Annotated in this window: 7 protein-coding genes and 1 pseudogene; 3 read left to right on the forward strand and 5 right to left on the reverse strand. The window is 47.6% G+C overall.

Annotated features, from left to right (window positions below):
- Positions 1–252 precede the first annotated feature (252 nt).
- Together NG792_RS07105 and NG792_RS07110 are read right to left on the reverse strand one after the other, a co-directional pair.
- Positions 253–393, reverse strand: a complete 141-nt coding sequence (locus tag NG792_RS07105) for a hypothetical protein (protein WP_261234949.1) — start codon at positions 391–393, stop codon at positions 253–255.
- Positions 394–399: 6 nt separating this feature from the next.
- Complete coding sequence (locus NG792_RS07110) at positions 400–3,222, reverse strand: amino acid adenylation domain-containing protein (protein ID WP_261234950.1); 2,823 nt, start codon at positions 3,220–3,222, stop codon at positions 400–402.
- 118 nt (positions 3,223–3,340) lie between these two features.
- Between NG792_RS07110 and NG792_RS07115 the strand changes: the two are divergent.
- A pseudogene (locus NG792_RS07115) lies at positions 3,341–3,896 on the forward strand (IS1634 family transposase); the annotation flags it as partial.
- Here NG792_RS07115 and thiD read toward each other — a convergent pair.
- From thiD to NG792_RS07130, 3 genes are all read right to left on the reverse strand, one after another.
- Positions 3,856–4,716 carry a bifunctional hydroxymethylpyrimidine kinase/phosphomethylpyrimidine kinase gene (thiD, locus tag NG792_RS07120; RefSeq protein WP_261234951.1) on the reverse strand — a complete coding sequence of 287 codons (861 nt, stop codon included), beginning with the start codon at positions 4,714–4,716 and terminating at the stop codon, positions 3,856–3,858. The pseudogene NG792_RS07115 and the gene thiD sit on opposite strands and share 41 nt — an antisense overlap.
- Positions 4,717–4,814: 98 nt before the next feature.
- Positions 4,815–6,101, reverse strand: coding sequence for a cell division protein FtsZ (gene ftsZ / locus NG792_RS07125; protein WP_261234952.1), 1,287 nt, complete (start codon positions 6,099–6,101; stop codon positions 4,815–4,817).
- Positions 6,102–6,290: 189 nt separating this feature from the next.
- Positions 6,291–7,184 (reverse strand): cell division protein FtsQ/DivIB, encoded by an 894-nt coding sequence (locus tag NG792_RS07130; protein ID WP_261234953.1) that lies wholly within the window; start codon positions 7,182–7,184, stop codon positions 6,291–6,293.
- Positions 7,185–8,107: 923 nt separating this feature from the next.
- Between NG792_RS07130 and NG792_RS07135 the strand changes: the two genes are divergently transcribed.
- Together NG792_RS07135 and NG792_RS07140 are read left to right on the forward strand one after the other, a co-directional pair.
- Positions 8,108–9,490, forward strand: coding sequence for an ATP-binding protein (locus NG792_RS07135; RefSeq protein WP_261196642.1), 1,383 nt, complete (start codon positions 8,108–8,110; stop codon positions 9,488–9,490).
- A gap of 1,152 nt (positions 9,491–10,642) precedes the next feature.
- Positions 10,643–15,826, forward strand: coding sequence for a WD40 domain-containing protein (locus tag NG792_RS07140; RefSeq protein WP_261234954.1), 5,184 nt, complete (start codon positions 10,643–10,645; stop codon positions 15,824–15,826).
- The last annotated feature ends 61 nt before the right edge of the window (positions 15,827–15,887 follow it).

Raw genomic sequence — 15,887 nt, forward strand, 5'->3', positions numbered from 1 at the left:
TGGACACTAAGTTTTCATGCCTATTTCAAGGGGTGCATCCCGCTTTTCCAGTGGTCCTTGGTCGGGGAAACGCTATAAATGTGTTTGGGAACCGTTCTAATCAAGTCAGGGGTAGGAGAATGTTAGGTTTAGCAAGGTCTTGGTCTTTTGAGGAATTGATGCACTCAACGCAAACCTGACGATTTAATAATTGATCTACATTTTACGGCTCGAATTAATTTACTTGATACAAAAACCACCAATTTTCGTGATTTAATTGGCAATGGTAACATTTATCCAGTCTTCTTTACCCATTTCGATCCATTGATCTAATTTGGCAAGATATTCACGAGATTGTTGATTCATTTCTGGCTCTTTAATTTTTAGTACCCAGTTGGAATCTTGTGAGCACATGATCTATTACTCCACAGCTAACTTAATTTTTGAGGCGATCGCTCTATTTAAGAATTTCTGGATAATTTTAATTCCCCACCACAGGATCACTCCGACTACTAACGCAAAGATAATATGCAACAAAAGACTACCTATATTGTCAGTTTTGTCAATTCCTGTGACATTCTTGAGGAGAATAAAGGCAGCCATATGGGTCACGTAGATAGAATAGGATGCAGAACTAATCAGTTGTATCGGCTGTTTTAATATCTGCGGTACAGAAACATATTGTTTCCATAGAACAATCATCCCTCCCACTAATATCCATAACTGAATTGACAACTGTTGCTCTGGCCACATAAATACGGGGAGCGGCAATATGATGCTAGTAACCACCTTTTGATACTTAGATTTGGCAAAATGGGCAGACCAACCGAGCGCAAAAAGCCACAGTAACATATAGGGCAAACAAAGGTTAGTGTAATAACTTACTGGTTGGTCAGGCGCAGGCATCCAGAAATAGGGCACTATCTGATTAGTAAATACACCCACCCCGAAAATCATCAAGCCAAATTTCCACGGGGATAAGTTGGCCAGATTGCGAATTTGTGGAATAGAAAATAGTAGTAAGAATATCACAATCAACTGGGCAAGCACCTGAATAAACCAAACAAAAAACACTGAGCCTTTTCCTGGAGCTAAAAAGTTACTTACCAATAGCAGAACTGGAAAATTCCAGTAACCATACTCTGGATGATTTAATATTTGAGCATATACCTGAAAAACCCACACTATAGACACATAAGGAATTATTATGTTGCTTAAAAGTGAATTGAAGGGTTGCATTAACCGACCGGCGAGCAAACTGGCACCATTAAATCTCGCTAAGTTTTTTCCAGCAATTAACAGCATTAGATAAGCTCCACCTTTAAGGTAAATACTCGTCAAACTCGCGTGAAAAATTACTACTGCACAAATTGCTAAAGTCCTCAACAAAATGCTAGTTTCAATCGTCCTATTTTTTCGCTCCTCTGGTTCTTGTTTCTCTAGCTGACTAACAGTCATTTCTTCCCAAACTGGAGGTAGATATCCCAAATAGCGCTCAAGTTTCATGGAAAATTGAATATAAGATAGGGAATTACCTCCCAAGGAAATAAAAGTATCCTGAGGCTGAACTTGACGCAGATTTAAGGCTTCACAAAATAGCTTTTTAATTTCTGTGTCAGCAGAATACTCACCGTCCCCGGGTTGATTGTCCAGAAAGCTAGGTTTTGGTAAAGCAAGACGATCTAATTTTCCATTAGGAGTCCGAGGAAATACCGCCATTTCCATGAACACAGCCGGTAGCATATAATCAGGGAGTTTTTGAATTAAAAACTCTCGCAATTTATGATGCAATGTAGACTGATCGCGATAACTTTCAGCCGGTTCGGGGATGATATAAGCCACCAGGATATTTTCTCCTGATGGTTTTTGGTGGGCGACAACTGTGGCTTGTCTAACGGTGTGATGTTCTTCTAAGATTGTGGCAATTTCATCGAGTTCTACCCGCATACCGCGAATTTTTACTTGAAAGTCAGTGCGACCCAGCACTTCGATACTTCCATCGGGTAATTGCCGCACCACATCTCCGGTTTTAAACAGTTTGGGCAGAGGGCGATCGCTGGTAGAATCTCGTTCAGCCCAAGGGTTAGGAATAAATTTTTCTGCGGTCAGGTCATCCCGATTCAAATAACCCCGACAAACACAACCTCCAGCCATCATTAGTTCACCCACTTCTCCCGTTGGGATTGGGTTGAGATTTTCATCTAAAATGTAGCAATGATTGTGAGGATAAGGATAACCCACTGGAAAATGTCCTTCCTGACCCTCGAAGTCTGGAGGCATTTCGTAGGCTAAGTTGCCAATGGTTTCACTTTGTCCATATACATTGAAAAAGCGGATCTGTTTGCCCAGAAAATGTTTAATTTTTTGGACTAAAGCACAGGTGGTATTTTCTCCTGATAGCACCACAAATCTGAGACGGAGTTTTGACGGATAAAATCCCTGTTTCTCTTCCTCAGCTAAGATTTCTAAAATTGACCGCCAAATCGAACAAACTCCATCAGATATCGTGACTTGCTCTTGACCCATTAGGTTCAGTAATTCCCAAGGATTTTTGGTTTGTTCTCGCGTGGCGATTAGCACTTTGGCTCCCTGAGACAGTGGCAGCATTAATTGTCTAATGGAAGAAGAAAACGAGAAGGATGCAACGTGCAGATAAATATCCTCCGGCTGGACTGTCACCACCTGACTTAATGCCTGAATGTATCGGACTATATTAATATAGGGCATCTGTACCCCTTTTGGCTGTCCAGTGGAGCCAGATGTGTACATAATGTAGGCTAAGTTTTCCGGTAATATTTCTGTGGGTAAATTCTCCCGACTATACTGAGCAATGGTATCCCAGTTAGAGTCTATATAAGATATTTTCGCCGAGGATGGAGGCAGGCGATCGCACAAATGTTTTTGCGTCAACAATAGAGAAAATTGTGTTTCCTGGGCGATATATGTTAATCGTTCCTGCGGATATCCTGGATCTAGGGGAACATAAGCTGCTCCGGCTTTAAAAATCCCCAGAATTGTCACAACGATTTCGATGGATCGCTCCATGAATATCCCAATTAATTGCTCACAACCCACTCCCAAATCTTTCAGATAATGGGCGAGTTGGTTCGCTCTTTGATTGAGTTCTGAATAAGTTAATTGCTGACCGTTACAAACAACTGCGCTCGCCTCTGGAGTCTTTTGGACTTGGCTCTCAAAGATTTGATGAAAGCTCGTCAGATGTTGAGTGTTTCTTTTCTCCATCTTTTATGCTCTCCTGGGAGTAATTATTTTTTAAGAATTGTCCAGCAGCACCCAATTTTTTTCAATTGTAACCTACATTCCGCAGGTAAAATAGGAGAGGATGGAATATTGTAAAACCATGACAGACATAGCATTCAGCCTTATTTTACAGGATATTGACCACTGTGGCATAGTAAGAAAGCATCATTGATGAGATCGGGCTTGTCGAGCTGATTAACCGGGAACTATCGCCCCACCCCAAACCCCCTTGTGAGTCCAGGAATCATCGTCAAAGCGATAATTCTCATTAGACTTGGTGAGCGCCCCGTTGTATTTATTTTCCCAATTCTTTGTCGGCAAAGCCACAGAACATTTGCGTTGGATTAGGTATAACACCACAACACCTCAATGATGACGTTGTAGGTTGAGTCCTAGATTAACTCTATGAAGCAGGCATCACTGAGCTATTTGTCAAAATTGCCTTGGCTGCCGCCCACAGGTCTAGAGTAAATACCCAAAGCCTACACCTCGATTCAACATCGTTTCCTGTTCATGGACAATATCTTCGGGAACCTAAGCCAACCGTCGAACCCGTTTCGATTGAGATCAATTATGGATACTCAAGAGAGCACCGTCCTGACTTAAAGCAATTTATCATGGACTTGATTTGTAGTTCAGACGGCGATGTTCCGTTAAATAAGGGAAAAAGTGTCCGACTGGACCAGGACCTTGCCCAATCTCTAAGGCAAATTGTAGAGCTTCGGTGACATAGTTCTTGGCATTTTTGACCGATGTCAGGGGGTCTTGACCTAATGCTAAATTGGCAGCGATCGCTGCTGACAACGTACATCCAGTCCCATGAGTATTGCGTGTTTCTACCGTTACGGTTCTCAAGGTTTCTAGGCAGTCCCCATCAAACCAGACATCTACCCCGCGCAATTCTCCCGCCATGCCGCCTCCTTTGACCAAGACGCCAGAAACTCCACATTTATGGATTCTCTGAGCAGCAGCGCGCATATCATCCAAGGTATTAATTTGTAACCCGCTCAGAATTTGGGCCTCATAACGATTGGGGGTGACGATCGCCCCTAACGGCACTAAAACATCCCGCAATAATGTCACCGCTTCATCATCAATCAGTTGTGCCCCCGTCCGAGACACCATCACCGGATCCACAACTAAATTCCGGAGGTTGAGGGACTGCACCCGTTCCACCACCGCTGCAATAATCTCGCGATTGAGCAGCATCCCAGTTTTGACCGCCTGCACCCTCATATCCTGGACCACGGCATCAATCTGAGCGGCGATCGCCTCCACCGGCAACCCATCCACCCGCGTTACCCCCATCGTACTTTGAGCCGTAATGCAGGTGAGGGCGCTGGTGCCATGCACCCCATGAAACGCAAACGTTTTCAAATCCGCTTGAATCCCGGCCCCCCCACCACTATCGGAACCGGCGATCGTCAAGGCGACTGGGACTATCGGCGAGAGGGAAATTGCTTGTAGATCAGACATCGTTCAACCCTAAACCCTTAACATTGCTCAAAAAAATCAACTGCTCACCCAGTCGAAGGGTCAGCAGTGATCAATCCCAATTCATTAATCCTGGCTATTTATCGCGGAGGGCGACGCTTTTGCAGGAAATCAGGAATATCTAATCCCGGTGGTTTACCACCACGGGAAGGATCCGGAGTCGGAGGCGGTGGGGGGGATGCGGCGGGAGGCTTAGGAATGAACCGTTGGGGTTGCACTTGAGGAACCACCCGGGCAACCTGGGTTCCAGGTTGGGGGGGGTCTGAGGAAAAGCCAGTGGCAATCACGGTGATGCGAATTTCTCCTTGGAGGCGTTCGTCAATCACGGCACCAAAAATAATATTGGCATTGGGATCAACCACTTCGTAGACCGTTTCCGCTGCTGCATTCACCTCATGCAACGTCAAATCCGTGCCGCCGGTAATATTCAAGACAACGCCCTTGGCCCCTTCAATCGAGGATTCGAGTAAAGGAGAAGAAATAGCACTCAAGGCCGCTTCTCTGGCCCGGGATTTACCTGAACCGACACCAATTCCCATTAACGCCGACCCGGCATCGGCCATCACCGCTCGCACATCGGCAAAGTCCACATTCACCAGACCTGGAATCGTAATAATATCTGAAATCCCCTGAACCCCTTGGCGGAGGATATCATCAGCCACTCGAAACGCTTCCTGTACCGGAGTTTGTTCCGAAATCACCGAGAGCAACTTATCGTTGGGGATCACGATTAGGGTATCGACCCGACTTTGGAGGGCAGCGATGCCTTCTTCCGCTTGGTTCGTGCGCCGACGGCCCTCGAATATAAACGGACGGGTGACAACCCCTACAGTCAGCGCCCCAACTTCCTTGGCCGCTTCGGCGACGATGGGGGCAGCCCCGGTGCCGGTCCCACCCCCCATACCTGCGGTAATGAACACGAGGTCAGAATGTTCTAAGGCATGAGCAATCTCATCGCGAGACTCCTCTGCGGCCTTTTGACCGATGGCGGGATTGCCACCTGCGCCGAGACCTCTGGTCAGTTTTTGTCCGACTTGTAGGCGTTTGGTTGCCGTGGATAGGACTAGAGCTTGGGCATCGGTATTCACCGCCCAAAATTCTACTCCCGAAACTTCACTTGCAATCATGCGGTTGACAGCATTGCATCCACCGCCGCCTACGCCAATGACTTTAATTTTGGCTATGCTACTCGGCACAATATCGTTACTCCTGGTTTCTTCCCCGGGGAGCCGGTTATCGCGATTTTGACCCAATATTAACCCTGTGTTGTTAAAAGGATTGGAGTTATCTACTGCCACGGGAAAACCTGTCGGTTCTTCAGAATGAGGGCTTTCATTTCCAACCCCTAGTTTACTATTAAGTGTCATTGGTATTGGGAACGGTAGAGATACAACTTCTGAAATGAGGGCAGATCAAAGTCAACTATAGGCTATGTTGCCCAAGATTACCAACTTTAGCACTGATTAGTTTTGCCAATCTGTCAAGGGTAATCATACTGACCCTCTAGTGAACCCAAACTTGAACCGGACTTGTCTTGGGTTTGAGTTTGGGTTTTTTCAAGGAATTTCAGGGGTGGGGACGGTTTGAGGGGCAGTTACACCTACGCGTTGAAGGGACGGGCGATCGGGATTGGTCAGGTCAATATAAGCAATTTGAGCTAAATCAATCTGGTTCGGTAAATCTCCCATCTGACCCAACCGGGTCACCTGTTCAGCAAAGTGAGGGCTGTAAGGGCCACAATGAACCACTCCTAGTTCGGTTTTTAAAATCAAATTCGCCGGGTCCTGCCAGTTGATTTCTTGAATTTTTATGGGACTGCGACGAATGGCTTGATAGACAGATTTCCACTCGGAACGGTACTGCTCCAAAGGGCCGACTGCCCGGAGTTGGGGCAGTTGAGCGGTGGGATCTAGGGCGGTATAGCTTTCCAAGGGCATCCACATTCCCTGTTCATCGAGCAAACCCACTGATGGCATCCCGGGGGACTCTACTGCTGGAGTCGCGCTCAGTCCGGGGGGGGTATCGGTGGGGAGCCCTGGGGCGATCGCCACACTACTGGCGATTGCCACGGGATAGCGTTCGTGGACCGTCACCTTTAGTCCCAGGGGAAAAAGCTGCCGAGAAACGGTTGCTTTGGCGATCGGGCCTTGGGATTCTAACTCCCGGGCTAGTTCTTGCGGTCGAACTTGCAGCATAGAGAGGGGGTAAGTCAGTGGCAGCAGGGAGCGAATCGCCCGGTCGGACAAAAATTCATTCCCGTCGATTTCGACTTGTTCAGGGGCGTCAATCACTAAAGCTGGTGAGGTGGTCGTCCATAATAAAAATCCCGCCAGGGAACTGACCGCTAACAGTTGCCAACCGGCTTGGAAAACTTTCTGACTTCGCGATCGCCTCAGTTGACGACGGCGACGCGCTAACTCGGACTGAGAGACCGTTCCGATGGTATCCATCCTAACCGTTTAAGCTAACTGGGACACAACTAGATACACCCAAACTTTACCTCTTGTCAAGGAATAACCTTGACCCTTTTGCACTGACAACCCTCACAATTCCGACTCCCTAAACCCACTGGGGAATCCTTTGGTGATGAAATCCAGACTTACTATTCCGCCTCGGGCTCTAAAATTAGCAGGTTTCGGGATGGAGAGGGCTGCTCCACCCTGTTTTTATTCACTTATTTTAACCTCGCGATTTGGGCTTTTAATCCAGGCTATGCCCGGTCGCGCGTCTGTACCCTCCCCCACTTACCTCCGGTGCTGGGATTCAATTGGATTCCAGGCCCCCAACTTGACGCCCCCGCTTCTTCCGCCGGAGTAGGACTTGCTGGAGGGATCCAGCATTTCTATTGCAGCGGAGGGACAATTCATAGACTGCCCCCTGCGATCGGGTTACCTCCGACTCAACCCTGTAAGTCCTCTGTTATAGGGGCGATTTTCTAGGATACTACTTCCGGCCTGTTCAAGTTGGGACCCTTGCCAGGGGGTGATAAACTCCTAACTTCTAAAGACAACCAACAGGATTGCAGCCCTGTTGTCTAAAGTCTCCCCTAAACACAAGGGCCGCAATCCTGCAAAGATTCTAATGGCGGGGGTAGTGAAAACTCAATTATTAATCCGCAATCAGCCCTCCTTTGGGTCCTCAGTGGGGGGATGGTCAGTCGAGCTCTTGCCAACTTCTCTTAAGCCGATTGGCGTTAATTAGGGGGTACAGGGGAAGCAATCCGTTTTTTTGCAAGAGGTCAGTAAAGATCACTCGGGCAATTCTAGGTTCATCATCATAAGTAACTCTAAGTCATGCAAATTGTTACGGAACGAGAACCTATACTACAGAAATATTTGAAGAAGGGATCAACAGTTGGGGAGAGTTAATTAACATGAAACTAGATTTGCCGAGATTTTATAAAGCTTGTAATCCGAGTAAAGTATTGGATATGGCGAATGAGGAGGATCGAGAATACTATATTGATTTTTCTCCAGTTCGCGGCGGTAATATTATCCGAGAACTGGGGAGAACTATTAGTTTGCTCTCGGGAGATGAACCTACCTGTCAGCTCTTTACGGGACATATTGGCTGTGGGAAATCCACTGAATTATTTCGGCTCAAAAAAGACTTGGAAGAGGAAGGATATCATGTAGTGTATTTCGAGTCTTCTCATGATTTGGATATGGCTGACGTAGATATTACTGAAATTCTATTGAGTATTGCCCGTCAAGTTTCAGAAAGTTTAGAGAAGATTAACCTCTGCGTTGAACCCCAACGGGGGTTTCGAGATTTACTGAAAGGCGCTGCAGATCTGTTGCAAACTCCTATAGAACTGAGCGGGGAAGCCTCCCTTCCCGGGATTGGAACGTTTAGTGCCAGCACTGAGGGAGAGGTGGGCTTTTCCTTGCCTGGGGGCATTGGTTCAATTACGGCTAAAGCTCGACATAGCCCCCGTTTAAGGCAACAGTTGCGGCAATATTTAGAGCCACGTACTAATAATATTTTGGAAGCGATTAATAGTGAATTGCTGAATCCCGCGACGGAGATTCTCAATCAGCGCGGCAAAAAAGGATTGGTGGCGATCGTGGATAATTTAGACCGGGTGGATAGTGTTAGAAAACCCTCGGGACGCACCCAACCGGAATATCTCTTTGTCGATCGCGGGGAGCAATTGCGGAAGCTGAATTGTCATGTGGTTTATACCATTCCCTTGTCTTTAATTTTTTCCAATGACTTGGGCCGCTTGAGTTCTCGATTTGGGGTTAAACCGAAGGTTTTACCAATGGTTCCCATACGAGAACGGGATGGGAGTGTCTATGCTGAGGGGATGAAGTTACTCAGAAATATGGTCCTTGCCCGGGCATTTCCCCATATTCCCGTATTGGAACGAGAAGAGATGATTACCTCGGTGTTTGATTGTTCGGAAACCTTAAATCGCTTGTGCAGTGTGAGTGGGGGTCATGTTCGGAATTTACTGGGGCTGCTTTATAGTTGTCTACAGTTACAAGACCCTCCATTTTCCCGCCACTGTCTTGAAAATGTGATTAAAGAATATCGGGACGATCTGATTGCGGCGATTACGGATGAGGAGTGGGAGTTATTATTTCAAGCGTTGGAACAGAAGCACGTCCAAGGGGATGAGGATTATCAACTGTTGTTGAGAAGTATGTTTCTGTTTGAGTATCGCGATCGCGATGGACGGTGGTATTGGATTAATCCAGCTTTGGCTGAAGCCCCTAAATTTAAGGAATGGATGTCAGAATATCCAGCCTAAATCCAGGTGCTCTACCTTTGTCCCGATCTTTTTTATCTTCATCTGAACACTGTTAGGGCTTAGGTGGAAGTCTCACCGGGCAATTGAAAAAAATTCCCCAACTGCAGGCGATCGCCCCTCTACTATCCCACCCCGAGTTGGGCGATCTCTTGAGTCCTATAAAATGGTGCGAATTTTACCCCAATTTTAGCTCCAGATCGTCGCGACAAACTGCTATCCCCCGGGCAATACAGATGGAACCCTATTTGTCAAGAGAGGAGTGAATCTTTCACTCTCTCTCCCATCTGAAAAATGACTTAAAAAAGCAGGATGAACACTAGCAAACTTTATCCCCATTGGTTTAGCGCTCTATTTTATCCGCTTGAGTGGTATCCCCTTTAAAGGGAATCGGTTTACGATATTTTTCTGGGATTTTTTGGCCTTGGGGTTCCCGTCGAGTTTTTGAATTTGACAGAAGCTAAGAAACGTTTATGATTAAGACCCAAGTCCTGTTAAAACAGTGACTCATTTCCCCGAAAGCACCAACTCCAGTAACCCTTCTTAGGATGGAAACGGAGCTAAAAGGTAGTTAGGATCATAGAAGCGATCGGGATTTTTTATCCCCAACCAAACTGATAGAGCAAATCTCCCCGGTTCGCTCAGGGGTGTAGGGTCTATCCCCCCAAGGGGTTACTCCCTCCCCCCTTGATCTAAATGATTTGGAAGGACTATATCATAGAAAGAGCAAACCAATCGGAAGGGAATGATCATGAAAAACCAAAATTAGGATTAAGTTATCTCGTCTGGGCATTCCTCCTGACCCAAATCGGGAGATTATTATCCAACCCGAGAAAATTATCGGTCTGTTGAGCGCAGTTCGCCAGTAGTGGAATCCAGGGGAGGAGGTGCAGGGGAACAATCCTAAGTTACCAAGAAAGATAGGGTCTTTTATCTGTACAATAAGAACCGGATCGTTGAGGCGAAGTTGCCCCAGATAAAATTAGGAGATCGGGGGTGGATCGTTACTGCATCTGGGCAAAAAGTAGGTAACAAGGAGATTAGGCTCCCCACCCAAACTGATTACTCAGGGGATAAAAAAATAAGCATAAGATAGTTTGGGGTGGTGACTATGGTATTGATTTGGCTTTTGAATAGAGCAGAACGACAGAAGTTATGACTGACCTAGACCCACCCATTGAATTTTCCCTCTATAACGATCGCTCCTTACAGAAGTTGGTCAGAGCCATTGCTCTGTCTGAGGGAAATTTTTCTTTAATTTTAGTCCGGTGCAATTATGTGACATTGCAGCGGAGTATGCTCCAACGTCTTGAATCTCTGTGTCAGGAAATTTCCGAGGAAGGACGTTCTGTACATTCTATGGTTCTCCCCAAAACGGTCAGCACCCTTTACAGCACGGTGAGGGACTCTCTGGATCAGAAGCAACCCCTGGCGGTGATGATTTTTGGGTTGGATAGCACCAACGGTTTGGAACAGTTGCTGGTATCGGCCAATCAGGTGCGAGATGAGTTTCGCAACAGTTTTTCTTTTCCCCTGATTTGGTGGGTGACGGAGGAGGTACTCGCTTCTTTGATTCGGTTTGCACCGGATTTTAAAAGTTGGGCGGCCACCTCGATTAAATTTGAGATGGAAACGAATAGCTTGCTGGATTTGCTGCACCAAGAGGCGGGGAGTCTGATTCCGCAGCTCTTACAACCCGGACCGAAAGAAGGCGGATATGAAAGGTTTATCCCCAGTCCCCTGGAGTCCAACCGGCGCAAGGAACTGGAGTCGGCGGTTAAAGATTTACACAGTCGCGGGGTGACTTTGGATGGGGAACTCTGTGCCAGTGTCCAGTTTGTCCTGGGTCGTGATGAGTTTTGCCGCGATCGCCTGGATCTAGCTGAAGTGCATTATCACGAAAGTTTGACATGGTGGCAGCATATCGGTCCGGGTTCACCTCTCACGGACCCGGAACAGCAGGCCCCAGAAATCTGCCTCCAGGAGGTTTCCTCCCCGGACCTCGAACGCCTGGGTCTGTTGTGGTTTCATTTAGGATTGTTGTATTGCCGCAAAGCCGAACTCTACCAGGCTCAAAGTCAGCAACACCTGATGGAAGCGGAATCCTATCTCGATCGCGCCTTGAATCTGTTTGAGTCCGGGGGGCGATTAGATTGTGTGGCGCAACTGAGCCCCCTCTTAGGAGAGGTCCTCGCAAGGCTACAGCGCTGGGATCGCTTGCAGGTGCAGGTGGAAAAAACGGTGGATCTCCATGAAAAACACCCGGTTCAACTGGCCCGGGATTATGGATTTATGGCCGAAGTCGCCCTGGCGCGGTTGGAGTGGGAAAAGTCGAAAGAGTATGCCCAAAAGGCGATCGCTGCTTTAGCCTTGGCCCCTGTCACCCAGCGCCAAGAACAAGGATTGTATTTGTACTTACTCGCCCGGGCCACGGTCCCTGAGTTGAGCCTTCAGGAGCCAAAAGAGGCGAACTGCAAGTTAAAGGATTCGGCCCCCTCGTGGTATCAACAGTCCCAAGCGGCGATCGAAATTCTCAATTTAGCCCAACAAGTCAGTAAACCCGAACGGGACCCTCAACTTTATATTTCAATTTTAAAGCTGCTGCGATCGCTTTATTTTGAGCATCAGGAGTATGTAGAAGCTTTTCGCCTCAAACAAGAACAACGCTCGATTGAAACCCTCTATGGGTTCCGGGCTTTTGTCGGGGCCGGATTGCTGCAACCCCAAACCAAGGCGCATCTGCAACTCTTAAATCAGACGGACGATCGCCTCAATAATCCTCCTCATTCCGAATTTTTAGGTCTTCCCCAAGAAATCGCGGCGGCGGGTCGTCGTGCCCATATTGAATGCTTGCTCGAACGCATGACTCGCGCCGATAAAAAACTTACCATTTTGTATGGAGACTCTGGGGTGGGCAAATCCTCCTTGGTGAATGCCGGATTTGTTCCAGCATTAGTGGGACGGGCCATCGGCGATCGCCTTGCTTTGCCCGTGGTCCTGCGGTCCTATACCGATTGGGTTGCCACTCTCTCCAAACGCCTCCATGAAACCATCTGCCAAACTCTGGGAATTCCCCTAGAACCCGCTATGGAGTGGGCCGAACTCGATGGGAACCTAGAGCCCGCTAAAAGCCTGAACCCACAGAACTCCGCTGACCTTGGAGAACCCGAATCGGCTTTATCCATGCTGCGGGCCAACGTTAATCGCAATCTGTTAACGGTGATTGTTTTTGACCAGTTTGAAGAGTTTTTCTTTGTTCATAAAACTCAGGAAAGTCGGCAAGAATTCTATCGCTTCTTACAAATCTGCCTCGATATTCCCTTTGTTAAAGTCATCCTGTCCCTGAGAACAGATTTCTTACATTATTTATTAGACTGCGAACGCTTATGCTATCTCGATGCGATTAATAACGATATTCTCAGTAAAGAAATTCGCTATCAACTCAGTGATTTTTCCGCAGTCCAGGCGGTTGAGGTGATTCAGCGCTTAACAGAACGGTCCCAATTTTACTTGGAAACTGAACTGATTGAGGCATTAGTTCGGGATTTGGCGAATGAAACAGGTCAGGTGCGCCCCATTGAATTGCAACTCGTCGGCGCTCAACTGCAAGATGATGAAGAAAAAATCACCACCCTAGAACAGTACCAAAAGCTGGGCGATCGCCCCAAGGAAATCCTGATTGCGCGATCGCTCGTCCAAGTCATTCGCGACTGTGGACCGGATAATGAAAAACCGGCTTGGGAAGTCCTGTACCGTCTCACCAATCAAAACAATACCCGACCCCTGCGCACCCAAGAAGAACTAGCCGCATCCGCACAGATCACCCCGGCACAACTGGACTTAATTTTAAAAATTCTCGAAGGAGCCGGTTTAGTCTTTATTCACCGAGAAGAATCCGGCGATCGCTATCAACTCGTCCATGACTATCTCGTTCACCCCGTCCGCCAAAAATACGAAACCGATTTTGGTCCCGAAGCCCGGTTAGTCAAGGCCGAAGAAGCAAAAAAAATGACCCAAGTGCAACTGGAAAAAAGCAATAAAACCCTCAAACGTCAGCGGGGATTTTTAGGCTTTTTCGTCGGGTTACTAGCGGCTGCCAGTGTGTTCGCCATCGCTCAAAAAGAACAAGCCTCCATCGGCGTGGAAAATGCTCAAATTACTGCGATTAGTGCCTCCAGTGAAGCCCTCTATGTGGCCGATCGCGAATTTGATGCCTTGGTCGAAAGTTTAAGAGCATGGCGAAAACTTTCAAGCGCTAAAAACCCGGACTCGGAAACTAAACTGCGGGTGGCAACCGCCTTACAACAAGCCGTCTATGGGGTCCGAGAACGCAACCGCCTGGAAGAACATGGTGCAGAAGTCTGGAGTGTCGCCTTTTCTCCTGATGGTCAGTTGTTGGCCTCCGGAAGCAATGACACTCAGGTGTTGCTGTGGAATCGCAACGGCAGTCTCCATAAAAAATTGGTGGATTATAGTCTGGATGCCACGGGGGTCAGTCATGCTTCCGAAGTAACGAGCGTCGCCTTCTCGAACGATGGTCATTTTATTGCTTCAACTTCTAAGGACCGCACCGTTAAACTCTGGAAGCGCGACGGCAGTCTGTATAAAACTCTCAACGGCCATACCGATAGCATTTATAGCGCCAGTTTTTCCCCAGATAGCCAATTTTTAGCCACGGCAAGTCATGATCACACCGTCAAGCTCTGGCGGGTATCCGATGGCAGTTTGGTCAGAACCTTTAAAGGTCATACGGATTCCGTGAACTGGGTTATGTTCAGTCCCGATGGTCAAACCCTCGCCTCCGCTTCCGATGATAAAACCGTTAAACTTTGGACCCGGGATGGTACAGTCCGGAAAACTTTAAGGGTCCATACGGATTGGGTGACGGCATTGGCGTTTAGTCCCGATGGTCGTTATCTGGTTTCATCCGGTGTGGACCATACCATTTCGGTGACGGACCTGGAGGAGGACAGGACCCAAACCTGGAAGGCTCATGATGATATTGTGTTTAGCCTAAGTTTTAGTCCCGATGGTCGCTGGTTTGCATCGGCGGGGGATGATAATGCGATTAAAATTTGGAAGTTAGATGGGACGCCGATTAAAACCCTGAAAGGTCATAGTGGTCGAGTGACGAGTGTGAATTTTAGTCCCGATGGTATGAGTTTAGCTTCTGCCAGTTGGGACAAAACGATTCGCCTTTGGACTCTGAAAGATACGTTCTTGAAAGTGTTAGCTGGAGAGGTGGGTCACAAGGGGAGAGTGTCGAGTATTAGTTTGTCTCCCACGGGAAAACAGTTGGCGTCGGCGAGTTGGGACAAAACCGTGAAAATTTGGAGTCTGGACCCGGGTCGCACGACGGAAGCGGTGACGACGTTACAGGGCCCGGATGGACATGGCGATCGCGTGTTTGGGGTGAGTTTTTCTCCCGATGGTCGGGCGATCGCCTCGGTCTCTCAAGATTGTACGGTCAAAATTTGGAATGCCACCAATGGCACCCTGCTCAAAACTTTAGTAGATCCCAAGTTAACCGGCGACCCGTCCAAACATTCCGATTGTCCCGTGGAAAGTAGTCACAGCGATCGCGCTTATTCCGTCAGTTTCTCCCCGGATGGTCAATTAATTGCCTCGGGTTCTCGCGATAAAACTGTCAAAATTTGGCGGATCGATGGCACTTTATTGAAAGTTTTAGAGGGTCATACCGAACGGGTTAATAGTGTGGCTTTTTCCCCCAATGGTCGTCTGATTGTCTCCGGTTCCGATGATAAAATGGTCAAACTCTGGAACAAGGAAGGTGAACTACTCCAAACCCTCTGGGGTCGCTATCCTCATCAGTCTTACGTTACCAGTGTGACCTTCTCTCCCGATGGTCAACGGATTGCCTCGGCTAGTTGGGATAATACGGTGAAAATTTGGAATCTGGATGGAACCCTCGAAAAAACCCTGTTGCAAGGGTATAGCGATAGTGTGGAAAGTGTTCGCTTCTCTCCTGATGGTCGCCTGCTGGTTTCGGCCAGTTGGGATGGCACGGTTAAGCTTTGGAGTCTCAAAGATGGCACGTTATTAAAAACTCTCCAAGGTCATACTTCCGGGGTTTTAGATGTGGAGTTTAGTCCCGATGGAGAAATTATTGCCTCGGCGGGAGATGATAATACGGTAATTTTGTGGAATTTGGATTTGGATGATTTAACTCGGCGCGCTTGCACTTGGCTGCATGACTATTTCCAGTATTCCCAAAATATCAGCGAGAGCGATCGGGCGCTTTGCGAGGAAGCAATTAAGGAACAACGATTCCCTAAATCTAGCGTTCTTTCTTTACAACGGTTGAGCCGTTCTCGATAAGGATGAGGGCTGAACCACGGATTGCACTGATTGTCACGGATGGGGGAGGATTATGATATGA

Source organism: Laspinema olomoucense D3b (assembly GCF_025370785.1).
GTDB lineage: Bacteria > Cyanobacteriota > Cyanobacteriia > Cyanobacteriales > Laspinemataceae > Laspinema > Laspinema olomoucense.